This is a genomic window from Rhizobium ruizarguesonis (assembly GCF_017357285.1).
In the GTDB taxonomy this organism is placed as follows: Bacteria; Pseudomonadota; Alphaproteobacteria; order Rhizobiales; family Rhizobiaceae; genus Rhizobium; species Rhizobium ruizarguesonis.
In genome coordinates, this window is record NZ_CP071679.1 from 673,716 (window position 1) to 695,819 (window position 22,104).

The 22,104-nt window shown below is 61.0% G+C and carries 23 protein-coding genes; 15 read left to right on the top strand and 8 right to left on the bottom strand.

The genetic code is table 11. The features are described 5' to 3' along the window. Positions 1–3 precede the first annotated feature (3 nt). A complete protein-coding gene (locus J3P73_RS27590) occupies positions 4–1,680 on the top strand; it encodes a response regulator (protein WP_018073027.1) in 1,677 nt (558 codons plus the stop codon). Between the two features lie 46 nt (positions 1,681–1,726). Here J3P73_RS27590 and J3P73_RS27595 read toward each other — a convergent pair whose 3' ends face one another. Then, complete coding sequence (locus J3P73_RS27595) at positions 1,727–2,032, bottom strand: type II toxin-antitoxin system RelE/ParE family toxin (RefSeq protein ID WP_024319693.1); 306 nt, start codon at positions 2,030–2,032, stop codon at positions 1,727–1,729. Continuing rightward, complete coding sequence (locus tag J3P73_RS27600) at positions 2,032–2,313, bottom strand: type II toxin-antitoxin system ParD family antitoxin (RefSeq protein ID WP_011649474.1); 282 nt, start codon at positions 2,311–2,313, stop codon at positions 2,032–2,034. Before J3P73_RS27600 ends, J3P73_RS27595 begins: the two co-directional genes overlap by 1 nt. Positions 2,314–2,522: 209 nt before the next feature. On the opposite strand from J3P73_RS27600, the gene treZ reads away from it, so the two are divergent. The 8 genes from treZ (at position 2,523) to J3P73_RS27635 (ending at position 8,671) form a co-directional block, all read left to right on the top strand. After that, positions 2,523–4,283, top strand: coding sequence for a malto-oligosyltrehalose trehalohydrolase (gene treZ / locus J3P73_RS27605; RefSeq protein WP_392397320.1), 1,761 nt, complete (start codon positions 2,523–2,525; stop codon positions 4,281–4,283). 29 nt (positions 4,284–4,312) lie between these two features. After that, a complete protein-coding gene (gene malQ / locus J3P73_RS27610) occupies positions 4,313–6,166 on the top strand; it encodes a 4-alpha-glucanotransferase (protein ID WP_130687415.1) in 1,854 nt (617 codons plus the stop codon). A gap of 137 nt (positions 6,167–6,303) precedes the next feature. Beyond that, on the top strand, positions 6,304–6,519 hold the full coding sequence (locus tag J3P73_RS27615) for a hypothetical protein (RefSeq protein WP_130687414.1): 216 nt from the start codon (positions 6,304–6,306) through the stop codon (positions 6,517–6,519). 130 nt (positions 6,520–6,649) lie between these two features. After that, on the top strand, positions 6,650–6,940 hold the full coding sequence (locus J3P73_RS27620) for a hypothetical protein (protein WP_024319696.1): 291 nt from the start codon (positions 6,650–6,652) through the stop codon (positions 6,938–6,940). Between the two features lie 112 nt (positions 6,941–7,052). Beyond that, positions 7,053–7,460, top strand: a complete 408-nt coding sequence (locus J3P73_RS27625) for a hypothetical protein (RefSeq protein WP_024319697.1) — start codon at positions 7,053–7,055, stop codon at positions 7,458–7,460. A gap of 67 nt (positions 7,461–7,527) precedes the next feature. Next, positions 7,528–7,776, top strand: coding sequence for a hypothetical protein (locus J3P73_RS27630; RefSeq protein WP_018073033.1), 249 nt, complete (start codon positions 7,528–7,530; stop codon positions 7,774–7,776). Positions 7,777–8,055: 279 nt separating this feature from the next. Beyond that, on the top strand, positions 8,056–8,286 hold the full coding sequence (locus tag J3P73_RS38180; RefSeq protein WP_130687413.1) for a hypothetical protein: 231 nt from the start codon (positions 8,056–8,058) through the stop codon (positions 8,284–8,286). Positions 8,287–8,407: 121 nt separating this feature from the next. Further along, positions 8,408–8,671, top strand: coding sequence for a hypothetical protein (locus J3P73_RS27635; protein ID WP_027688258.1), 264 nt, complete (start codon positions 8,408–8,410; stop codon positions 8,669–8,671). A gap of 220 nt (positions 8,672–8,891) precedes the next feature. Here the strand turns inward: J3P73_RS27635 and J3P73_RS27640 are convergent, their stop codons facing one another. Beyond that, entirely contained in the window at positions 8,892–9,995 is a 1,104-nt protein-coding gene (locus tag J3P73_RS27640; RefSeq protein ID WP_027688257.1) for a LuxR C-terminal-related transcriptional regulator, read from the bottom strand. A 175-nt stretch (positions 9,996–10,170) separates the two neighbouring features. After that, a complete protein-coding gene (locus tag J3P73_RS27645) occupies positions 10,171–11,241 on the bottom strand; it encodes a LacI family DNA-binding transcriptional regulator (protein ID WP_018073037.1) in 1,071 nt (356 codons plus the stop codon). Positions 11,242–11,423: 182 nt separating this feature from the next. On the opposite strand from J3P73_RS27645, the gene J3P73_RS27650 reads away from it, so the two are divergent. The 4 genes from J3P73_RS27650 (at position 11,424) to J3P73_RS27665 (ending at position 15,696) form a co-directional block, all read left to right on the top strand. Continuing rightward, positions 11,424–12,251, top strand: a complete 828-nt coding sequence (locus tag J3P73_RS27650; protein ID WP_130657004.1) for an ABC transporter substrate-binding protein — start codon at positions 11,424–11,426, stop codon at positions 12,249–12,251. A gap of 89 nt (positions 12,252–12,340) precedes the next feature. Further along, positions 12,341–13,879 (top strand): amino acid ABC transporter permease/ATP-binding protein, encoded by a 1,539-nt coding sequence (locus tag J3P73_RS38090; RefSeq protein WP_130687412.1) that lies wholly within the window; start codon positions 12,341–12,343, stop codon positions 13,877–13,879. A gap of 96 nt (positions 13,880–13,975) precedes the next feature. Continuing rightward, on the top strand, positions 13,976–15,106 hold the full coding sequence (locus J3P73_RS27660) for an NAD(P)/FAD-dependent oxidoreductase (RefSeq protein WP_130663328.1): 1,131 nt from the start codon (positions 13,976–13,978) through the stop codon (positions 15,104–15,106). Positions 15,107–15,189: 83 nt separating this feature from the next. After that, the gene (locus J3P73_RS27665) at positions 15,190–15,696 is read left to right on the top strand and encodes a hypothetical protein (protein ID WP_130687411.1); all 507 of its coding nucleotides are present in this window, start codon (positions 15,190–15,192) and stop codon (positions 15,694–15,696) included. A gap of 20 nt (positions 15,697–15,716) precedes the next feature. On the opposite strand, the gene J3P73_RS27670 is transcribed toward J3P73_RS27665, so the two are convergent. Further along, positions 15,717–16,445, bottom strand: coding sequence for an endonuclease/exonuclease/phosphatase family protein (locus J3P73_RS27670; protein WP_130663326.1), 729 nt, complete (start codon positions 16,443–16,445; stop codon positions 15,717–15,719). A gap of 119 nt (positions 16,446–16,564) precedes the next feature. Here J3P73_RS27670 and J3P73_RS27675 point away from each other — a divergent pair, with 119 nt between their 5' ends. Further along, complete coding sequence (locus tag J3P73_RS27675) at positions 16,565–17,527, top strand: lysylphosphatidylglycerol synthase domain-containing protein (RefSeq protein ID WP_130657009.1); 963 nt, start codon at positions 16,565–16,567, stop codon at positions 17,525–17,527. Here J3P73_RS27675 and J3P73_RS27680 read toward each other — a convergent pair. Further along, complete coding sequence (locus J3P73_RS27680) at positions 17,474–18,985, bottom strand: phospholipase D-like domain-containing protein (RefSeq protein WP_130665530.1); 1,512 nt, start codon at positions 18,983–18,985, stop codon at positions 17,474–17,476. The two genes, J3P73_RS27675 and J3P73_RS27680, sit on opposite strands and share 54 nt — an antisense overlap. Before the next feature lie 115 nt (positions 18,986–19,100). On the opposite strand from J3P73_RS27680, the gene J3P73_RS27685 reads away from it, so the two are divergent. Continuing rightward, positions 19,101–20,345, top strand: a complete 1,245-nt coding sequence (locus J3P73_RS27685) for a DUF763 domain-containing protein (RefSeq protein WP_024319708.1) — start codon at positions 19,101–19,103, stop codon at positions 20,343–20,345. Positions 20,346–20,415: 70 nt separating this feature from the next. Here J3P73_RS27685 and J3P73_RS27690 read toward each other — a convergent pair whose 3' ends face one another. Together J3P73_RS27690 and J3P73_RS27695 are read right to left on the bottom strand one after the other, a co-directional pair. Then, positions 20,416–20,817 (bottom strand): pyridoxamine 5'-phosphate oxidase family protein, encoded by a 402-nt coding sequence (locus tag J3P73_RS27690; RefSeq protein WP_130663324.1) that lies wholly within the window; start codon positions 20,815–20,817, stop codon positions 20,416–20,418. A 190-nt stretch (positions 20,818–21,007) separates the two neighbouring features. After that, positions 21,008–21,925, bottom strand: coding sequence for a DMT family transporter (locus tag J3P73_RS27695; protein ID WP_024319710.1), 918 nt, complete (start codon positions 21,923–21,925; stop codon positions 21,008–21,010). Positions 21,926–22,104 lie beyond the last annotated feature (179 nt).

Below are 22,104 nucleotides of genomic sequence, written 5' to 3' on the forward strand. Positions count from 1 at the left end.
GCCATGAACCCCGTCAACATCCTCCTCGTCGACGACCAACCGGCAAAGCTCCTGAGTTACGAGGTTATTCTCGAAGAGCTCGAAGAAAACCTCATCAAGGCGCAATCCGCTCGCGAGGCTTTCGAACATCTGTTGCGCACCGAAATCGCGGTGATCCTCGTCGATGTCTGCATGCCCGAACAGGATGGGTTCGAGCTCGTCAGCATGATCCGGCAGCATCCGCGCTATCAGAATACGCCGATCATCTTCGTTTCCGCCGTGATGCTGGCCGAACCGGACCGGCTGCGCGGCTATGCGGTCGGCGCGGTCGACTACGTCTCGGTCCCGATCGTCCCTGAGGTGCTGAGAGCCAAGGTGCGGGTCTTTGCCGATCTCTATAGGAAGACGAGGGAACTCGAACGCCTGAACGCCGAGCTGGAGGCCCGCGTTCACCAGCGCACCGCCGAGCTCGAGGCCTCGGCGGCGCAGCTGCGCGAGCTCAACGAGGAACTCGAGCACCGGATCGATCAAAGGACGCGCGAGCGCGAAGAGGCGCTCGCACAGCTGTTCGAGGCGCAAAAGCTCGACACGATCGGCCACCTGACGGGTGGCGTGGCCCACGACTTCAATAACCTCCTCATGGCAGTTCTCGGCAGCCTCAACCTTCTGAAGAAGCGGCTTCCGGCCGATGAACGCAGCGAACGCCTGGTGACGAATGCGATCCAGGCGGCCGAGCGCGGCACCGCGCTGACCCAGCGCCTGCTTGCCTTCGCACGCCGCCAGGAGCTCAAGCCGCAGGCAGTCGACTTCCTCCGGTTGTTCGAAAACGTCGAAGATCTTCTCGCCAAGGCGGTGGGGCCGCGCATCGAAATCCGCAAAAGCATCCCGGCGGATCTGGCACCCCTTCTGGTCGACAGCAACCAGCTGGAACTGGCGCTGCTCAACCTGTTCGTCAATGCCCGGGATGCGCTCGAAAGCGGCGGAGCCGTGACGGTGGCCGCGGCGGCAGCCGAAGAAGCCCGGCCGGCCGGGCTCGCGGGCGGAAACTACATCAGGATATCGGTATCGGACGACGGCGAGGGAATGGACGAGGCAACGGTCTCGCGTGCCGCCGAACCGTTTTTCACCACCAAAGGGGTCGGCAAGGGCACCGGTCTCGGCCTGTCGATGGTGCATGGCCTGGCGGCGCAATCCGGCGGCTCGATCCAGATATCGAGCGTCCGGGGCAAGGGCACGACAGTTTCCCTCTGGCTGCCCGTTGCCGAAACCTTCGTTAAGGTGCAGCCTCCCGTCGAGCCTCTGGCGACGGAGCCTTTGAAACCGGCGTCGCGGCCGCTTGCCATTCTCGTCGTCGACGACGATGCCCTTGTCAGGACGGGAACCGTGGCGATGCTGGAGGATCTCGGGCACCTGCCGCAAGAAGCGTCTTCCGCTTCCCAGGCTTTGGAATTCTTTGCCGACGGACAGGGTTGTGATCTCGTCATCACCGATCATGCCATGCCAGGCATGACGGGCGCCGAGCTTGCGCGTCACCTTCGCTCCTCCTTTCCAGGGCTGCCCATCATCCTTGCCTCTGGCTATGCCGAGTTTTCCGAGGACAATGGCCTCGGCCGGATGCTGCGGATGAAGAAACCATTCACGCAGGAACAGCTTCAGGCGGCGATGGATCAGGCGCTCTCGGGCAAAGTCGTCGCAGCTTGACGATCGAAGTGGGGATGTACTGGGTGTATTGCGTTCTGGGCCAGCTCTAACTCTCGTCGCTTTCAAACTGCTGCCCGGCATAGAGGATGCGGAGGACAACGACCTCGGTGGGCTCAACCACGAACGCCACGCTTACACGGCTCTCGAAACCGACAATGCGTAACCCGGGTCGGACATGATCGCGGATGCTGCCGCGCTCGGGGTACGTTTCGAATCCACTTACAAAGGTCTTGATGCGTGCCACGTAATCGCGGGCGACGGTCGAAGATGCGGATGTCTTGCGGACGAAACTATAGATGCTCGCCAAATCCAATTCCGCCTCATCAGTAAGGCGGATACTATAGCGCTTCATCAATCTTCTTCCCGATCGATTTCGTCCATGCGTGCTTCGAGGCGCTTCCAGACCTCATCGAGGGGCTTGGCCTTGGTGGGATCGGCCTTGTAGGCATCATAGGTGGCCGCAACTTCTGTTCGCAGCCAATGTTCGACGGCATTCTCGCGTTCCTGCAAAGCCCGCAGTCCCTCGCGTATGACTTCGCTCTCTGAGGCGTAATCACCGTTAGACACCCGCTGTTTAACGCGCTTCGCCATTTCCACGGGCAACGTGATGCTCATCTGTTGCGTCGAACGCATCGATTACACTCCTATTTTGCAGGTTTATAGCACGCGATAGGATAAAATCCTACTCCCGATAGGATGGAATCATACTCTTAGGGTCTCTGCCGGTGGCGCGCCTCGCGACGGGGGCCGCTTTGCGCTCTCCGTGCCTGCGAAACTTTTTGCCCTGACAAAAGTTACCTAAATCCCATCCCCATTTCATCGAAGGCTTTCCTTTGACCCAAATGACGTTCGGACCGGCATTCACCGAAGAGGGCATTCTATTCCGCCTCTGGGCTCCCTTGCATGAAAGCGTGTCGTTGAAGATCGAAGGCGCTGATCCGCGGCCGATGCAGGCGGTCGGGAACGGCTGGCACCACTACACGGTCGCGGATGCCAGTGTCGGTACACGCTACCGCTTCGTCCTGCCGGATGGTCTTGAAATTCCCGATCCCGCCTCGCGGTTCCAGCCGCAGGATGTGCACGGGCCGAGCGAAGTGGTCGACCTTTCCTTCTATCGCTGGAAGACGAGCGACTGGACGGGACGGCCTTGGGAAGAGATGGTCATCTACGAGATGCATATCGGCTGCTTCACGCCGGAGGGCACTTTCAAGGCCGCGATTGAGCGGCTCGACCATCTGCAAGCGCTGGGTGTTACGGCGCTGCAGATCATGCCGCTTAGTGAATTTCCCGGCCGTTACAGCTGGGGTTATGACGGCGTGCTTCCCTATGCTCCGGACAGCAGCTATGGCCGGCCGGAAGATTTCATGGCGCTGGTGGACGCAGCACATCAGCGCGGCATCTCGGTTTTCCTGGACGTGGTCTACAATCACTTCGGGCCGGATGGCAATTACATCCCGGCCTATGCGCCACTCTTTACCGATCATCACAAGACGCCCTGGGGCAACGGCATCAACTACGACGGCGACGGATCGGAGATGATTCGCGAGTTCATCATCGAAAACGCCATCTACTGGATCACCGAGTTCAGGCTCGACGGTTTCCGCTTCGATGCCGTCCACGCCATCAAGGACGACAGCGCCGAGCATTTGCTTCACGCGCTTGCCCGCCGCGTCAGGGCCGCGGCCGGCGACCGGCATGTGCACCTGATCGTTGAAAACGAGGAGAACGACAGCGACCTGTTGCAGCGTGACGAAAATGGGGAAGTGAGATTGTTCATCGCCCAGTGGAACGACGATGTACACCATGTGCTGCATATCACTGCCACGGGCGAAACCTTTGGCTATTATGCCGATTACGCCGGCGACGCTGGCAAGCTCGGCCGGGCGCTGGCTGAAGGCTTCGTGTTTCAGGGGGAACACATGCCGTACCGCGGTGGAAGCCGCGGCAGGCCGAGCGGCCATCTCCCGCCCACCGCTTTCATCTCCTTTATCCAGAACCATGACCAGATCGGCAACAGGGCGCTGGGGGATCGGGTTCTGGCTTCGAGCCCGGCTGATGTCATCAAGGCTGTCGCCGCCATCTACCTGTTGGCGCCCGAGATCCCGATGCTGTTCATGGGCGAGGAATGGGGCGCCAGAGAACCTTTCCCCTTCTTCTGCGATTTCGACGAGGACCTGAACGAGAAGGTCAGGAAAGGCCGTCGCCAGGAGCTCTCCCGTCTGCCGGGCTTCGACGCCGAGGACCTTCTCGACCCGACGGCGCCATCGACCTTCGCCGCTGCCAAGCTGGACTGGTCGAAACTCGCCTCCTCCGATGTCCTTGATTTTTACAGGACGCTTCTCGACCTCCGGCACCAGAGGATCGTGCCGTTGCTGAAAGGCGCTGGCGCCGGAAACGCAGTCTATCGCGCGGCGGGAAGCGCGCTCGCGGTAGATTGGACCCTGGCGCAAAACCGCCGTCTTCATCTGCACGCCAACCTCGGCGCCGAGGCGGCGCCGCCCGTCTCGCAGCAGAGCGGCGGCGAGACGATCTTCCGTCTCGGCGGCAGTGACGGTGGCAATCTCGCGCCCTGGACAGTGATCTGGAGCATCGGCGAGGTTTGACGGCGTGCTGACAGGAAGGCGATCGAACGATGAAATCTGCTGAGCTCGACAAGCTCGCCCGCCGGCACGGCATCAGCCTGACCAGGCCCAGTCCCGACAATCGGGAGGTGGCGATCTCAGGCGAGACCAAACGCAAGATCCTCTCGGCACTGAAGATCGACGTACCGGGAGCGGCCGATCACGAGACCGGCGCGCCGCGGCGGGAGCCCGCGCCGGCGGCTAAAAAGGTCGCCAGGTCATTTCTGCCGGATTTCCTTTCCGGCACGCGCGTCTGGGGTGTGAGCCTGCAGCTTTATGAGCTCCGTTCGGCACGCAACTGGGGCATCGGAGATTTGGAGGATCTGTCCGAAATGGCGGATCTCGCGGGATCGCTGGGCGCCGATTTCATCGGCCTCACCCCGCTTCACGCGCCGTTTCTCGCCGATCCCGACCGTTGCAGCCCCTATGAGCCCTCGAGCCGCCAGCATCTCAACCCGCTCTATATCGCGGTCGACCGGTTGCCGGGTTTTGCCTGCAGTCCCGAACTCGAACGGCAATTGGCAAGCCTTCGCCAAACCGATCTCGTCGACTACGCCGGCGTCGCAGAGATCAAGCTGAGGGTCCTGCGCGATCTCTGGCCGGTCTGGCGACAGCGCAGCCTGATTGACGAGGCCTATGATCCGGCCGATTTCGACGCCTTCGTCGTGCAAGGCGGTAACAGCCTGCGGCTGCACGCGCTTTTCGAATGCCTGTCGTTTTCCATGGTCGAGCGCGGGGCGGGCGCCGGCTGGCAACGGTGGCCGGCCGATTTCCAGCGCTTCGACAGCGCCGCCGTCGCCGAATTCGAGCGCGGACACGTGGACGATGTCGGTTTCCACATGTGGCTGCAGTGGCTTGCCCACCGGCAACTGATGCAGGCGGCGGACCGGGCGCGGACGGCCGGCATGCGGATCGGGCTCTATCTCGATCTTGCCGTCGGGGAGGCGGTCGACGGCTCGGCGACATGGAGCGAGCCGGACACCTATCTCGCGAAGGCCACGATTGGCAGCCCGCCCGATCCATTCGCCGTGAACGGGCAGGACTGGCATCTCGCCGGATATCTGCCTTCCGCGATCGCGGCGGGAGAAATGTCGCCTTTCCGGCGCATGGTGAGCGCTGCCATGCGATATGCGGGCGCCATCCGTATCGACCACGCCGCAGCGCTTCGCCGCCTCTTCCTGGTGCCATCGGGCAGCAGGCCGGACGGCGGCGCCTATGTGCGCTATCCAGCGGATCGGCTTCTGCAGATCCTCGCCGAGGTGTCCGGCGAGCATCGATGCCTCGTCATCGGAGAAGACCTTGGACTGATCCCCAAGGGATTGCAGGACGATCTGGCGGCCGCCCACATTCTCTCCTATCGCATTCTTTCCTATGAACAGGACGAGCAGGGCTTCAAGCCGGCGGACGTCTATCCTGTCCTCGCTCTGGCCTGCATTTCGACGCACGACCACCAGACCCTTGCCGGCTGGTGGCGCGGCGCCGACATTCAAGCCCGGTACGACCACGGCATCGTGCCGCCCGATCTCACTGAAAAACATCTCGAAGACCGCAAGCGCGAGCGGAGGAACCTGAAGACGGCACTCAAGGCTGCCGGCCTCAACCTGCCTGCCCGGCTCGCCAACGAGCAGACGCTGAGGGCACTGACCGTCAGCGCCTATCGCTTCATCGCGCGGACCCCATCGCTGCTCGTTGCGGTTCGGCTTGCCGATCTCACCGACGAGAAAAGGCCGACCAATGTTCCAGGCACCAGTGACAGCTATCCGAACTGGAAGCCCAAGCTAACGGTTTTGCTCGAGGATTTGCTGTGGAGTCCGCTGCTCAAGAGCGTCACGGCGGCAATGCGAGAGGAAAGGCCGAAGGAGTGATCGAGGTCGGCCGAGCCGTCAGCTTCGTCATTGTTGTTCGATCGCGCATCCCAAGTGAATGAAATCGATCGCGCAGGGAACGAATAGGAAGCCGGCGAATTTTGAAGGAATAAGGACAGGGATCGCGAGATGAACGCTTGTCCGCATTCGCCGCTTCAGTTGCGACGATCAGTATTGATGGAAACAAGACCATGACGACCGCATTCATCCTCATCGCGTTGGCTCTGATCATGATCTATGCCGGCCCGACATTGCTGTTCATCTGCGTCGGATTTGCCGACTATATGCTGGAGCGTCGAAGGCATTTGGTGGCTCTGAGGCACGCCGTGAAGCGCCGCAGCGATGAGTTTTAGGCGCCTGCGGCAGGCGGCAACCGAGATGATCATTGATGCGCGAGTGCACCGACAGGTTTCCCGAACCCGTCGTGATGACCGTGCCAAGGGTTTGGAGCGGCGGTCGACACTGAAGCCGTTGGAGGGCTCGATGAAGCGGAGCATAGGATTTGGGTTGGTTTTCGCCGTTGTGCTGGCAGGCTGCACGACCGGCGCAGGCTATTACTCGTCGGCGGGACTGGCCCCCATTCCCGGCAGCATCACGTATAATGGCCAGCCTCGCACGAAATTGACGAAATCGCCCGTGGGGTCTCCCTTCCCGCATAGTTTCACGGATCAATGGGGACGCCAGGTCGAGGAGATCTATATCATCCGGCCCGACCGGAGCTTGCTGATTGCCGAGCGCCACTACCGGCCGGTCTTCGCGCTCGACGACGACTAGAGCAATGCCACAAGCGCGCGGCGGTTTGCGTCGGGAATCGCGTAAAAACAAAAAGATAGGGCGTTTCCGTGACTGCGAGAAAAACGGGGATGTTGTAGAAGGAGAAATGGCAATGCCGCGTCGCAAGGTCACTGAGACGACGACCCTCGATAACAGAGGAGCCAAGATCGGCGAGCCCGTGCCGAAGGCGGTCATCGATACGAAGACAGCCGCCGTCGGTGTTCCCCGGCAGCCTGATCATGATCTGCGCGAAGAGTTGAGCGCGCTACGGAAGCAGATCGGTGCACTCCAGCAACAAGTCCTCGATGCCGGTCGATCGGCAAAGGGAAGTGCCCGCAAAGCAATGCGTCAGACGGAAGCAGCGGCGAAGCTCTACCCGGCCTCGACGCTCCTGCTCGTCGCGGCGGTCGCCGGCGCGCTCGCATTCGCCGGACGTCGCGCCGCACTACCGCGCCATCGGCCTCGACCCGCACTGCGTGAGCTGAGGGATCTCTACGCCACGATTCGAAGCCGCGTCTGACAAGATTTCAGGATTGTCAGCGTCACGATTATCGCCGAAGCTTCGTTATCGAAGCGAGGGGACGTGCATGTTCGACATCATCATAAGAAGCGCTCTTGATATCGTTGGGCGAAGTGAGCGCCTGATCGAGGCGATGAGGCGATTGCTCCTGAGTGACGGCCTTGACGAAGTCGAGGTCTACGAACTCGATTATGAGATCGAGCGGCTCGGGGACGTGGTTTTCAACGTGGACGAAGCGGTTCGATCGCTGGCACGTACGCTCGAATGCTGGCCGCAGACCGCTCTCGCACACGAGATCCGTAGGACATTGCACTAACGGTTGATCGCCGCTTAGCAACTGGCGCGTTAGAGCTATTCCAGGAAAAGCGCGAGGCGGTTTTGCCGGGGAATTGCGTAAAAACAAAAGGCTGGCGCGGTCCTGCGCTTCCTTTAAAAGCTGACTGCTCCAGGAGGCCCGGCCTGCGTTCGCCATGACGTTTCTGCATGTCACGCTGATGTCACGCGACCGTCGCAGCAATATGTGCTTGATTGGCGCAGTTAGGCTCAGACCAGGGCAGGGTCGAGCCAAAATTGCTTTTTTCGTTGGGGCACCGCAATGAGCTTGAACACTTCGGGGGAGAAACCTCAACCCCATGAATTCATCTTTCCGGTTCATACCCGGACGATCGCGGAGATCAGATACGATAGTCTGAGCCGCGTCATGACGGTGGTCTATCACGACGGCCACTCATGCGCGACTTCCGGCATACAGGGCCCTGCGATGCTGAGGATCCTCGCTCAGCGTCCGTTGGAGCGCTCTCCGTTTCTGTTGAAGACGGTCATCTGAGGCGGAAAGACCTCGCTGGCCGTTGCCGGTATGGCGCGGCAGGTTAAATCAGCATGGTCGTGCATCCATTTCCCCTGGGCTGCGTTCATCCACAACAGACGCACCTATGGAGGGAACGCCGATGACCTTTCCACCGCCGAAGACCGAATCTCCCGCGCAACGCTTCGAAGAGGCGAGCGCAGCCGCGCGCGACGCTTTGGAAGGGATGATTGCAGCCGCCAATGAAGCCGGATGGGGCACCGAGGAGATAACCGCGGCGCTCCTCAAGGCCGCGCAGTTTATGAGCGATGCCACCAAGAAAGATCCCGATCCGGCCGACGATCCCTCAATCAGCGACGCACCTGCCAGGCAGGAACAGATTGGTCACGGCGAACTCTACGATTAGAGAGCGTCGCGTTGATCTTCCTGCTCGAACGAAACAAGGGTTCGCAGAATTTCTTGTTCAACGCGTATTTGATCTCAGCTGTCGGACTCGGTGATTGGACGTTGCCTGCGAGATAATCGACGCAACCGGGCGTCGCGTGAGGAGTGTGCAACGGCATTGCCGCCAAACTGGCGCGGCTAAGCTGTGCGGGCCAGTCATGATTGCAAGATCATTTGGCGGGTTAGCGCATGAGCAGCGCCACCAGACCCACCTGGGAATTAACCCCGAGCTTGGAATAGATGTTTCTGAGGTGAGTTCTGACAGTTTCGTAGCTTATGTGATCGGCTATGGCCACCTCCTTTGGAGAATGCCCGGAGGCAATGCTTGATGCAATCCGGATCTCCGTCGCGGTCAGTTTGTACGTTTGCATCAGGAAGTCTCGCCGTTCACTGAATGGCGTAACCATCATCGGCTCGATGATTACGGCCACAGTCGGCCCCTCCAGGAATTCGGTGAATGCATCGGACTGGAGCCGGACGAGGGTGATGCGATAATTATCCTTGTCTCTTCCCTTTACAACCGCTGTGTGCGGCTTTGTCTGCACACCCTTTCTCGACGTCAGGAAATCGAGAACGACAGCCGACTTCTCGCATTGAAGGCGGAGCTCGCCACCTGGCAGGACATGGACAGGAAAGCCAGCCTCCATTAGGGCTTCCGCGCTCTTGTTCCATTGGCGTGCTCGCCCTTGCTCCGAAACGTAGATCAGTCCGACGCCGATGCTATCGAGCAGGGTTTGCGTATTCTGTCTTTCCGGGGCGAGTAGATCACGCTTCCGGATGAAGTCGAAAGCCCTTTTCAAATGGGGCGCGAGTAGCGTGTAGCGCCCGGCCGCCTCCTTGTTGAAATCGGGGTCCGCTGACGACGTGCAGGTCGATAGGACGAAGGTGCGGGTTTCCTCCCGAATGATGGAGACACCGATGCTTGTCTCGCATTGGGCCTGACCCTTCAGCCAATCATTGTAGAATTCCGATTTGAGCAAGTCCTCGCGTGGAAAGATTTCGTCTCCGCAGACACCCTGACCGACGGGCACAAAACTCAATCTCGGAATCCAGGGGTTCACTGCGGCAAAGTGGCTGCTGAACTGGTCGACCTCATTCCTCGAAAACCCAGATACGTAGGGAACATGGGCCACAGGCGAGGCCAGATCGTGGTAATGGAGGGCAGCCTTTCCATTCGGCGAAGTTTGCGCCACTCGATCCAGAAAATCTTGCCAGTTGCACTCGCCGAAGAGACTTCCATAGATCAAATCTATCAGCTCAGATGAAGCGTCTTTTGACTGGAGCATGATCTTTCTGAAAATCCCACAGCGAGTATTTTCGGTATTAAATAACGTTGGTCAGGCAAAGACAACAGCAACCCCATGTAATGTCAAATCGGCGACCATGGGCATCAGTGACTTATTGCCATGCGGTACTACTCTGCTTCGCAAAGCGATGCGGGTATAGCCAACTCCATAGATCTCACCGGCCGATCGCCGCGACGGAGCCGCGCACGACGAGGCTCGTGCTGACGCGCAGACGTTCGACGGCAAGGGGCGCGCGTTCGATACGGGCGATGAGCCGCTCGCCGGCGAGCTTGCCCATCTCGTAGACGCGTTGGTCGACGATGGTGATCGGCGGAACGGTGACGCTGGTCCAGTCGGCGTCGAGAAACGAAATCATCGACACGTCCTTGGGGATCGATAGGCCGAGCGACTGCAGCGACTTGAAGATGCGCAAGCCGACGAGGCTGTCTGAAGCCAGCAGTGCCGTTGGCGGCGATCCCTCCGAGAGCAGGCGCTTGATCACGCTGTCCGTCTGTTGCTGGTTCGTGGCGCCGAGCCTGATATAATGAAGAGGGTTCGGCAACCCCGCCTCAGTCAGGACGCTGACAAAACCTTCCACGCGTTCGCGCACGGCGGAATTCGAGATCCGCCCGATATCGGTGAGCCCACCGTCCTCGGCATCCATGGCAGAGACGTAGGCGAGGCGGCGATGTCCTTGCCCGATCAGATAGCGGGTCGCCGTGATGGCCGCATCCCGGTCGTCCCCGGTCACGGCGTCGACATCGAGTTCGGGGATGGCCCGGTCGAACAGAACCAATGGCACGCCGGCGCGACGGACGTGCTGGAGATGATCGACGCTGTCGCAGCGAGCGGGCGTGACGATCAGGCCATCGACACGTTTGCCGATCAGGAGGTCGACGGCCGATTTTTCCGCATCGAGCTCTTCGCCCGAATTGGCGATGATGACGTTGAATCCCGCAAGACGGGCCGCATCGCTGATGCCGCGCACCGCCAGACTGAAGAAAGCGTTCTCGATATCGCCGACCACGACCCCGATGATGCCGGACCTCCCGGTGCTCATGCTCCGGGCGAGCTCATTCGGGCGGTATTCGAGCGCGGCGGCGGCCGCCATGACCTTATCCGTGATCTTGGCGCTGACCACGCCATAGCCGCCAAGCACACGGGCGGCCGTCGCCTTCGAGACCTTTGCGGCCTTCGCGACGTCGGCGACCGTGACTGAACGTTTCGAATGAGCGGAATCTTCCATGAGCTGAGGACTACAAGAGTTGTTGACGACCGGTCAATTGACGGATATCAAATATGTTGTGAGACCGGTCTCTTTATACAGGAGACCGGTATCTTGTCCAGAAATCTCTGCCGCATTACGCGGCGGGGCAGGGCGACCCGACGATGCCGACAAGAGCATTCCTTTCAGAGCGGAGAACGAACATGAAGCCTTTTGAATCATTCGTGGCCACCCTCGCCCCGTTGCGAGCTGGCCTTTTGACATGCCTTCTTGCGATGGGCGCAGGCTCTGCAGCGGCGGCTGACAATCCCTATAACCTCATCGAACCCGGGGTGATCAGCGTCGGCACGATGGGCGATTCCAAGCCCTATACGTTTGCGACGGCGGACGGCCAGTTCACCGGTTTCGATATCGAGCTGTTTCTCAACGTCGTCTCCCGCCTCGGTTTTCCAAAGGACAAGGTGACGTTCACGGGCCAGGAATTTTCAGCACTCCTGCCGTCGGTCGCAAACGAAAGGTTCGATGTTGCCGTTGCAGCGATCGGAACCACCGAAGCCCGCAAGAAGACCGTCGACTTTTCCGACGGCTATCTCGCCGGTTATCTCTCGGTCTTGACTGCGGACGCCGGGATCAAGGATGCCGGTGGCCTCAAGGGCAAGCGTCTCGGCGTCGTGCAGGGGACCTTGCAGGAAGTCTATGCGGCCAAGAATTTCGGGGGAACCGATCTGGTGAAATTCCCCGACAACAATTCCGCCGTGGCCGCGCTCAACAACGGAACGATCGATGCGCATTTTCTCGACTACGAGGCTGCCAAGCAATATGGCGAGCGCTATCCCGCGCTGAAGGTTGCGGTAAACATCCCGTCCTTCGATGCGCCTGCTGGCTTCGTGGTTCGAAAGGGAAATGATGCCTTCCGGACGGCGCTGAACGGCGCGCTTCACGACGCGATGCAGGATGGCACCTGGAAGTCCCTTTATGAAAAGTGGTTCCCCGGCTCGCCGATGCCGGAACAGTATCTTCCCAAGAAGTGACGCCGTGGCCGCCCGCTCATGGCGGGCGGCCTACCAAGGCTCTGCCGGACGGCGGCGTCTGCGCCGGGCAAGAATTCATGGGGATCTGAATGAACTGGCTTGAAAATCTGCGCCGCAGCTTCCTGGACTGGGATGCCATGGCGGAAGTTCTGCCGAGCATGATCAGCATCGGCCTGAAGAATACGCTGATCCTGGCCGCGGCCTCGACCGTGCTCGGCGTCGTCATCGGCATGGCTCTCGCGGTGATGGGCATCTCGCAGTCCCGCTGGCTGCGGCTGCCGGCACGCATCTACACCGATGTTTTCCGCGGGCTGCCGGCGATCGTCACGATCCTGATCATCGGCCAGGGTTTTGCCCGGATCGGGCGCGAGATCTTCGGTCCATCGCCATTTCCGCTCGGCATCCTGGCGCTCAGCCTGATTGCCGGAGCCTATATCGGCGAAATCTTCCGATCGGGCATTCAAAGCGTCGAGCGCGGTCAGATGGAAGCCTGCCGGGCGCTCAGCATGAGCCACGGGCAGGGCATGCGCCTGATCGTCATCCCACAAGGCATCAGGCGCGTTCTGCCGGCGCTGGTCAATCAATTCATCGGAAACGTCAAGGATTCCAGCCTTGTCTACTTCCTGGGATTGCTCGCCTCCGAGCGGGAGATCTTCCGTGTTGGGCAGGATCAGGCGGTGGTCACGGGCAATCTGTCACCACTGCTGCTGGCGGGCTTCTTCTACCTCGTCATCACCGTGCCGCTGACCCACTTCGTCAATTATATCGATGCGAAACTGCGCCTGGGCAAACAAGGCCGCGGCTCGGGTGCTGCGAGCGGATTGGTCGAGGTGAGCGAGTTGCAGGCCGCCACCAGCCCTCATCCCACGGTCAAGGTGGTCGAGGAGAGGACGCCGCGCTTCAAAGGCGGCGTCCTGAACATCCGCGACCTCACCATGGCCTACGGCGATCTCGACGTGCTGAAGGGTGTCGATCTCGACATCGCCGCCGGTACCGTCACCTGCATCATCGGCCCTTCCGGCTCGGGCAAATCGACGCTGCTGCGTTGCATGAACAGGCTCGTCGAACCGAAAAGCGGCGACATCCTGCTCGATGACGAGAGCATCCTGGCGATGAAGCCGGAGAGGCTGCGCCGGCGCGTGGGGATGGTGTTCCAGCACTTCAACCTGTTTCCCGACCACACGGCACTCGAAAACGTCATGCTTTCGCTGACCAAGATCAAGAAAATGCCGAGGCAGGAGGCGCGGCGCATCGCCGAGGCACGTCTGGCCGATGTCGGTCTTGCAGAACGCAAGGATCATCGGCCGGCAGGTCTGTCGGGTGGGCAGCAGCAGCGGGTCGCCATTGCACGCGCGCTGGCCATGGATCCGGAGGTCATGCTGTTCGACGAAGTGACCAGTGCGCTCGATCCCGAACTGGTGAAAGGCGTGCTCGACCTGATGGCCGCCTTTGGCCGACAGGGCATGACGATGGCCGTGGTGACGCATGAGATGGGATTTGCGCGCAGGGTTGCCGATCAGGTCGTCTTCATGGATGAGGGCCGCATCGTCGAGGCCGGCTGCCCGCAGCAGATCTTCGACAATCCCCGAAGCGAGCGGCTGCAGCGCTTCCTTGCGGAAGTCCTCTGAAGCGCCTTAGGCAACGCATGGTGCCCCCGGTCGTCTTGATGGCGGGTGCGCCGGATTTCATTCGATCTAGCAAGAGCAGACAACAAGGTTATCGACATGAATGCTTCCACCAAACCTTCGAAGGTCGTCGTCATCGGCGGCGGGATCTTTGGCGTCTCGACATCGGTCCATCTGGCACGGCTCGGGGTCCGCACCGTGCTCATCAATGACGGCCCCCTTGCCAACGGCGCCTCCGGCCGTTCGCTCGCCTGGCTCAACTCGGCGCGTAAACGCACCGACGCCTATCACAGGCTGCGGTTGGCCGGCATAGATCGCTATCGCACACTGGCCGTCCGGTATCCCGATGCGCCGTGGCTTCGCTTCGACGGTGGCTTGACCTGGGATGCGGACGATGCCGGCAACGAGATCGCTGAGATCTTCGACTATGAGCGCGATCTCGGCTATCACGCGCAATGGCTCGCGCCGCAAGGGATTGCCGCGGCGACGCCGGGTGTCGACGAAAATGCGGTGACGCGGCAAGGCGCGATCTTCAACCCCGGGGAGGGCTGGGTCGATCTTCCGTCCTTGATCGGCATGCTTGCGGAAGAATTCCGCACCCTGGGCGGCGTGATCGTCACGGACGCGGGTCGCGCGACGGTCGATATCGACGGCGGGCGTGCCCGTGGCGTGATCACGGCAGACGGCATGCGCCGCGATGCGGATGCCGTACTGCTTGCTGCTGGCGGCGACGTCCCCGCAATCGTGGCCGAGGTCGGCCAGCATATCGGCGATGCAACGCCGGTCGCCCTTCTCGTCCGGACCAAGCCGATCCGCCATCCATTGCAGGCGGTGCTCAACACGCCTCGCATTGCTATCCGGCCAACGCCCAGCGGCGGCTTCGCGCTCGATTCCGCCTGGTCCGAGGAAGAGGTGAGCGTCAGGCTCGACGGCAGCTACGAAGTCAGGCGATCGACGCTGGAGGGGTTGCTGCGCGAGGCTTCCAGAGTTCTCGAAGGCAATCCGGCGCTGGAGATCGAGGATTACGGGGTTGGCCCGAAGCCCATCCCGGGCGACGGCGAGCCGGTCTTCGGCGAGCTGCCGTCAATCCCTGGTTATTTCGTCGCCTTCAGCCATAGCGGCGCCACTCTCGGCCTGATCGCCGGCGAACTGCTGGCGGACGAGATCGTCAGCGGACGCCGCCATCCGCTGCTGGCAGACTTTCGACCGGAGCGTTTCAGCGCGTCGTGACGTGAAGGCGGCAGCAGGAGCAGCCGATGCATCCTTCTGACCCGTCGAGCGTTCTATCGCCAGGAAACAACTGGAGACGCATCATGTTCAAGGACGAACTCGGGGATACCGGCACAAACAAGGATATGCGCGACGGTGTAGAAACCGCGCCGGCCTCCTTCGAAGAGGCGAGCATCAATCCTGATCTTATCAGACGTGAGGGTTTTGCCAGCGATGCTGAATATCGGGCGTATATTGCGACACTCGGAGGTGATGCTTCGGTCGGAGGCACCGTCGAGGAACCGCTCCTGGTCTCCGATGGTCATGCCCTGGAAGGCCGGTTGCGAGAACTGAGAGAAGAACTCGAAAACCTCCGCGCTCGCCTTCACGTGATCCAACATCAGGCCGCGACCGTCGTTACGGAGAACGTCCGATGGGCCGATGCGAGCGCCCATGCGCAGCTTGGCAATCAGCCCTGGCTCAAGCTGGCAGGCGCAATGGCGGCGACCTTCGTCGTCACGAGGGGCATCATGCGTTTGCCTCTGGGAGCCGTGGTGACGACGGCGCTACCGTTGGTGGCGGCGGCGATGAACCGGAAGCTCGCCCGGTGAAAGTCGTCGTCGATGACGGATCAGGCGAAGCCGATTTCCGCGAGCAGAGGCAGGTGGTCCGAGGCAATCCTTGTCAGGCGGTTTTCCAGGACCGCCGCCTGTTTGACGATGAGATCGTCAGTGACGAAGATGTGGTCGAGGCGCATCAGCGGGTAGCGCGAGGGAAAGGTCGCTCTAGGCGCGGCGCCGCTTGCGAGCTGGGCGTCCTTCAATGACCGCGCGGCAAGTCGGTAAGTCGCCGATGACGGAATGGCGTTGAAATCGCCGCAGAGGATGGTTGGAAGAGGTTCATCCGCCGTGCCGCGCAGCCAGCCCGGGTTCAGCAATGTCGTCATCTGCCGGATGCGCTCGCGGCCTCGGAGGCCGAGATGAGTGTTGACGACCAGCAGTTTTCTGTCGCCGACCAGTATTTCGACGGAAATGGCGCCGCGCTGTTCGCCGATGGATGGCAATGGTCCGGCCTTGACCGCGCCTGTCGGCAGCGAAGTGATGATCGCATCGCCATACTGCTCCTCGGCGATCGACAGCGCTGGATGGAAATGAGCCTGCATCTTCAAAAGCGAGGCGATCGCATGGGCCTGGTCAACGCCGCCAGTCCTGCGCCTGAGGACGTCGACCTCCTGAAGAGCGACGATATCAGCCTCAGCCTCAGCGATGACAGACGCGATGCGGCCGGGATCGAGCTTCCGGTCGCCGCCGATACAACTGTGCACGTTATAGGTCAGGAGTTTGATTGATTTATCCGGCATAGGCCCCGCTGAACTCGTTCCCCCCGGGAGAACATAGAATGTGTTCTCCGGGGAACACAAAACTAGTTTGATCGTTCCCGATGATCGAACCATCGCGCTCGCACTCCTGAGGACAATCGATGAGCTTGAAAAGCATGATATGGAATGGACTGCTCGTTGCTGCCCTTTGTCTTGCTGTCTTTCTCCTCTATCGGATCTTCCAACAATACAGCCTCGATCAGATCGTCCAATCGGTTCGCAGCATACCTTTGTCGACCTTTTGCATGGCACTTCTCTTTGCGACGGGGTCCTATCTGTGCCTGAGCTGCTTCGATGTCCTGGCGATCCGTTCGCTCGGCAAATCCTTGCCCTATTCCAGGATTGCACTGGCGTCCTTCATCAGCCTTTCGCTCGGCCACAATATCGGCTTTGCCGGGCTGAGCAGCGGCGCCTTTCGCTATCGTTTCTATTCGCGCTGGGGGCTGACGGCGGAGGACGTGGCGAAGATCATCCTCTTTTGTGGTGTCACGGTGGGGCTTGGGCTGATCACACTTGGCGGTCTTGCCATGATCGTCAATCCCGGCGATGCCGGGCGCCTGCTGCGCATCGACCCGGCAAGTGTGCGCATCTTCGGTTTGCTGGCGCTGGTCGTGCCGGGGGTCTATGCGGGCCTGGCGTTTTTCATCCGCGGCACGTTGCGGCTGTGGCGCTGGTCGTTTCAGCTACCGCGATTTTCGATCGCGGTCGCACAGGTTGCGGTCGGGACGATCAATTTCATGCTCGTCGCCGCCTGCCTGCATCAGATGCTTTCGGCCTTCGGCGACGTTGCCTTCTTCAGGTCGGTGACGGCGTACGTGCTTGCCAATTCAGCGATCCTCGCAACCCATGTTCCGGGCGGTCTCGGCGTGCTTGAGGCGACGGTCTCCTATGTCGTGCCGAAGGAGGCGTCGATCGGCGCGCTGATTGCGTTTCGCTGCGCCTATTTCTTCATTCCGCTGGCGCTCGGCACGACGCTTCTCGTCATCAGCGAGGTCGTTTTCCGACGGACGTCACGCGGGGCGAATGAGGAGGCGGACGAGCGCGCCGAGGCCCAGTCGGTCTAGGGGCGCGAAGGGTCGAACCGGATCGAAGAGGGCGGTGCCTAAAATCGGCGAAATGCTGCCCGGCAGCTCGACGGTGAATTCCCGTAAACCCCGAGGCCCGTCATTGAGCGCGTCGACTGTCTCGATCAACGAGCCGCTTTGCATAAAGGCTGCGGCAAAGCTTTCCGGGGTGGTTCCGAGATATTCCGAAAGCAGGCGATTGCGCAGATCCACGATCGCGCGGCGATGCTCGTTATTACCGGCCTCGACAAGCATGTCACATTCGCAATCCAGCCCTTCCGAGCGATTGTTGAGGTTGGACGAGCCGATTCGGACCAGTTCGTCATCGGCAATCATCAGTTTGGAATGGACGAGCACCTCCACCTCGCCGTTCTCTCCGGGCGTGACTGGCCCGGGCACGACAGCATAGTAGACGCGCAGGCGGTCCGCACGATCGGCGCGTTTCAGGCGGCGGATGACCCTGTCGCGATTGCCGCCCATGACAATCTTTTCGATCAGCCCGTGAGAGCTGCGCGTGCAGATGATGACGACTTCGGGGCAGTCCTCCTCCTGCAGCCGCGCGGCAATGGCGTCGGCGACGCGGAAGGAGGCAAGATATTGCGCCTCGATGTAAAGCTGCCGCCGCGCCCGGGCGATAATGTCTAATGTCATGGCGATGCCGTCGCTGATGCCGGGGCGAAGTGCGGTCGAGGGCTCCGTCAGCGCGAAGCTGACCGCGATCTCCTTCAGGGGAACTGCGAGATCGTCCGGCCAGGCGAAGGGGACGTTTTCGGCCAACGACAGGTGGCTTTCGCCGGTGGCGTTTTCCCAGCGCCGCCTGGCGATATCGCCGATCAACCTGGCAGCATCGCCGGTGACCATTGCCTGAACGTCGTGCAGCGGATCGTAGGAAACGCCCTCGGGGTCGCGCCGTAGCTTATCCTTGGCGCGGTGGAGCCAGGTGTCCCACCGGCGCGACGTCAGATCTATGCCGCCGATGAAGGAGACGGCATCGTCGATACAGACGAGTTTCTGATGGTGGCAGCCGCGCAATGTCGGCTGAAGTTCGAAGCGTAAATCGATCCGCGCATTTCTGGGAAAGTTTTTCTTCCGCAGCGGCTGCAGGGACTTGCCAGAATAAACGGGACCGAGCGCCCAGATGAGGATGCGTATTTCGAGCTTCGGATTTGCCGCTGCCAGGGCATGCAACAGGTCGGCCAGCGTTTTGTCGGACTTATCGGGTTCCAACCGGATGTTCGGATTGAAATCCCACCCGACGATCCAGATGGTGCGCCGCGCCTGTCGCAACGCGCGCGCCAGCTCTGCGAAATAGCTGTTGCCGTTGATCAGGAAGGCCGCCTTCGCAGCGCTCCCTTCCGGGGACAAGGCGCTGCCCTCCTGTTTCTGGCGGCCGCCCGGCCGTTGTGATTTTGTCTGGGGCAAGCTCGGGTTATTGAAGATGGTTTCGAATGTCGTCATGATTGCCTCGGCCTCTAACTGGAGCACAAACGCCCGGAATTTGCCTGAGTTCCCCGATAGCGTCGGCCAGTGGCGCGCTGTGGGCAGCCTGCGATGCAAAATGCAAGGAAACGAGATGTCACAACGAGCAGGCAGCGCCGATCTTCCTCTTCACGGGGGACGCGTACCGTATTGGCTCGGCGACCGGATGACGCGGTTGGGAACGCTGATCACCGAGGCGATCGTTCATCATTATGGCCGCGACGAATTCCTGCGCAGGCTCGCGCATCCCTTCTGGTTCCAGTCCTTCGGCGCGGTCATGGGCATGGACTGGCATTCCTCAGGCATCACGACCAGTGTTCTCGGGGCGTTGAAGCGCGGGCTGAAGCCGCGTGCCGGCGAGCTCGGCCTGCATGTTTGCGGCGGCCGCGGCGCGCATTCGCGCAAGACGCCGCAGGAACTCGTCTCGATCGGCGAGCGTGTCGGTCTCGACGGCGAGGGGCTTGCGACCACCAGCCGTCTTATCGCCAAGGTCGACAGCGCCGCCCTTCAGGATGGGTTCGATCTTTATCTGCACGGGTTCATCGTTGCCGATGACGGCCATTGGGTGGTCGTGCAGCAGGGCATGAACGGCGACAGGCGGCAGGCCCGGCGCTATCACTGGCTGTCCGAAGGCCTGGAGAGCTTCGTCGACTCGCCGCATGCGGCAATCGAGGGAAGGAGCCAGGGCGAGATCGTCAATCTTGCCGACCGGCGCGCCGAACGCTCGCGGCGCGGTCAGCTCGATCTGCTAGCGACCCTCGGTCCCGACCGGATCATCCGCGAAGCCGCCGCATTGTTGCGCGCCGAAGCGCCGGCGCCCGAACCCGCCGCACAGCCGATGCTGCCGCACCTGATCATGCCTGCCCATCACGACGTCCGCGAGAGCGACGTCAACATGCGCCGCCTGCATGGAAATCTGGCTGCCGCCGCCGATCGCGGGCCGGCGGAATTCGAAGAGCTGCTGCTCGTTCCAGGCGTTGGCGCCCGCACGGTGAAGGCGTTGGCGATGGTGGCGGAAGTCGTCCACGGCGCACCCTGCCGTTTTTCCGATCCGGCGCGCTTCTCGATCGCCCATGGCGGCAAGGACCGCCATCCTTTTCCGGTCCCGCTCAAGGTCTATGACGAGACGATCGCCGTGATGAAATCGGCGGTGCAGAAGGGCAGGCTCGGACGCGAGGAGGAATTGCAGGCGCTCAAGCGCCTGGACGATCAGTCCAGGCAGATGGAACGCTATGTGACAGGTCCCGACCTCAAAGAATTCATCGCCGGCGAATTCCGCCAATCCGCCGATTTCGGAGGGCGGAGCGTCTTCGGTTGGGAGGAGCCGCCCGCAGAGTAGGGCACCCTTTTATGCCATTACCCTAACTCGCTGAGCCAGGCAGGGCGACCTCGCCGTTTTTCTCACCATCTCAGTACCGGATGGAGGATGCTGAAACCTTGATAAGAACGATCCCGGGAGTGTTCACACCTTCAGGAAACCACCGCTCGAGATCGGGGACCCAATGTTCTTGGAATGCAGCCTTGTCCCGTACCAGCGAGGCGAGGCCCTCGACAGCGATGAAAATCCCCGGTTTGCCGAGGAGGCTGGGAGGTGCCGTGAACGTCAGCGAGACGGTGTCGATGCCTTCGATCTCCGTGATTTTGCTGCTGTCTTCATACGAAAAGAACCAGGAATCCCCGTCATATTCGACGTCGCCGTTGTTGCTCATCGGCCGGGCCGAGATGCGGCCCGACCCGGCGTTCGTCGACAGCATGCAGAAATCGATCTTCTTCAGTTGCGAGGACAGGTCTTCGAGGGTCATGGACGCCATTGCGATCTCCCAGGTTTGAATGCTCGGGAGTAGCGTGCAAGCGTCCAAATTGTTCCGTGGAACGCCCGCGTGACTGAGCCCCCATCCGTTTGATCTATTCCCGCACGGTTTAAGGATGGAAGTATGTGGGAATTCCAGGAGTTACAGCAGCGTCCCATGCGAAGCTGAAAGATAAGCAGCGCTGTAGCCCTCAATGACCGTCGGGCGGGACGGCTTCGACCGGAACCGTCTCTTTCAGGTTCTTCCGGTGGAAGATGAAGAGCCCCGCAACGACGATGATTGCGGCACCGATGATGATCTGTGCATCGGGAATATCGTTGAAGAAGAGGTAGCCGAGGACGATCGCCCAGAGCAGCAGCGTATATTGCAACGGGGCGAGCAGCGATGCCGGTGCGAGCTTGAGCGAGCGGGTGATGAGCAGATGCGCGCACGAGGCGACGATGCCAAGCAGCAACATGCCGGACCAATCGATGAGGGTTGCCGACTGCCAGTGGCCGACGCTTAAAACGATGCCGGTGACGAGCGCGGCGATCGTCTGCCATGTCACCAGCGTCGTGTCGCTGGTCGAGCGCAGATAGCGGCTCATCACCAGCGACAGCGCAAAGGCAAGGCTGCCGGCAAGACCGAAGAGCGATGGAAGCGACAGCATCGCCATGGACGGACGCAGCGCGATGACGACGCCTGCGAAGCCGATCAGAACGGCCAGCCACCGGCGCCAGCCGATCTTTTCTCCGAGAAAAAAATGCGAGAGCGCCGCAATGTAGATCGGACCGGCCATATAGAAGGTCATCACATCTGCGAGCGGCAGATAGGCGACAGCGGCATAAAACAGCGCGACATCGCAGGTCGCCATAAAAACACGGATGAACTGGAGGCCCTTCTGCTCGACGCGGAACAAGGCCATCGGCCCTTGCCGAAGGATCATTGGTCCGAGCACGATGAAAGCGCCAATCGAGCGGATCACCAGCACCTGGCCGACGGCAAAGCTGGCGACCAGCCACTTGCCCATTGCATCGTTCAGCGCAAAAAGCAGATCGCCAAGCAGCATCAGCAAGACGCCGGTCATGATCAGATTTCCGGCATTGGCTACGCCAGTCTTGGTCGTCATCTTTGGCATCCTCGCAAAACGGCCGCGCATGCGCGGCCGAGTGCGGCTTCTGCCTTAACGCTGCCGATGTCAATGGTCAGTTTGAAGCGGCTGCACTCGAATTTGCCAGGGGGTACAGCGAGCGACAGTCTTCGTTCACCTTGACCGACAGCTTAGTTGTCTGACCGGCGGCACCGCGA

Coding starts and splice junctions, on each gene's coding strand:
- J3P73_RS27590 (WP_018073027.1), top strand. CDS start 4: ATGAACCCCGTCAACATCCTCCTCGTCGACGACCAACCGGCAAAGCTC.
- J3P73_RS27595 (WP_024319693.1), bottom strand. CDS start 2,032: ATGAAGCGCTATAGTATCCGCCTTACTGATGAGGCGGAATTGGATTTG.
- J3P73_RS27600 (WP_011649474.1), bottom strand. CDS start 2,313: ATGCGTTCGACGCAACAGATGAGCATCACGTTGCCCGTGGAAATGGCG.
- treZ (WP_392397320.1), top strand. CDS start 2,523: ATGACGTTCGGACCGGCATTCACCGAAGAGGGCATTCTATTCCGCCTC.
- malQ (WP_130687415.1), top strand. CDS start 4,313: ATGAAATCTGCTGAGCTCGACAAGCTCGCCCGCCGGCACGGCATCAGC.
- J3P73_RS27620 (WP_024319696.1), top strand. CDS start 6,650: ATGAAGCGGAGCATAGGATTTGGGTTGGTTTTCGCCGTTGTGCTGGCA.
- J3P73_RS27625 (WP_024319697.1), top strand. CDS start 7,053: ATGCCGCGTCGCAAGGTCACTGAGACGACGACCCTCGATAACAGAGGA.
- J3P73_RS27630 (WP_018073033.1), top strand. CDS start 7,528: ATGTTCGACATCATCATAAGAAGCGCTCTTGATATCGTTGGGCGAAGT.
- J3P73_RS38180 (WP_130687413.1), top strand. CDS start 8,056: ATGAGCTTGAACACTTCGGGGGAGAAACCTCAACCCCATGAATTCATC.
- J3P73_RS27635 (WP_027688258.1), top strand. CDS start 8,408: ATGACCTTTCCACCGCCGAAGACCGAATCTCCCGCGCAACGCTTCGAA.
- J3P73_RS27640 (WP_027688257.1), bottom strand. CDS start 9,995: ATGCTCCAGTCAAAAGACGCTTCATCTGAGCTGATAGATTTGATCTAT.
- J3P73_RS27645 (WP_018073037.1), bottom strand. CDS start 11,241: ATGGAAGATTCCGCTCATTCGAAACGTTCAGTCACGGTCGCCGACGTC.
- J3P73_RS27650 (WP_130657004.1), top strand. CDS start 11,424: ATGAAGCCTTTTGAATCATTCGTGGCCACCCTCGCCCCGTTGCGAGCT.
- J3P73_RS38090 (WP_130687412.1), top strand. CDS start 12,341: ATGAACTGGCTTGAAAATCTGCGCCGCAGCTTCCTGGACTGGGATGCC.
- J3P73_RS27660 (WP_130663328.1), top strand. CDS start 13,976: ATGAATGCTTCCACCAAACCTTCGAAGGTCGTCGTCATCGGCGGCGGG.
- J3P73_RS27665 (WP_130687411.1), top strand. CDS start 15,190: ATGTTCAAGGACGAACTCGGGGATACCGGCACAAACAAGGATATGCGC.
- J3P73_RS27670 (WP_130663326.1), bottom strand. CDS start 16,445: ATGCCGGATAAATCAATCAAACTCCTGACCTATAACGTGCACAGTTGT.
- J3P73_RS27675 (WP_130657009.1), top strand. CDS start 16,565: ATGAGCTTGAAAAGCATGATATGGAATGGACTGCTCGTTGCTGCCCTT.
- J3P73_RS27680 (WP_130665530.1), bottom strand. CDS start 18,985: ATGACGACATTCGAAACCATCTTCAATAACCCGAGCTTGCCCCAGACA.
- J3P73_RS27685 (WP_024319708.1), top strand. CDS start 19,101: ATGTCACAACGAGCAGGCAGCGCCGATCTTCCTCTTCACGGGGGACGC.
- J3P73_RS27690 (WP_130663324.1), bottom strand. CDS start 20,817: ATGGCGTCCATGACCCTCGAAGACCTGTCCTCGCAACTGAAGAAGATC.
- J3P73_RS27695 (WP_024319710.1), bottom strand. CDS start 21,925: ATGACGACCAAGACTGGCGTAGCCAATGCCGGAAATCTGATCATGACC.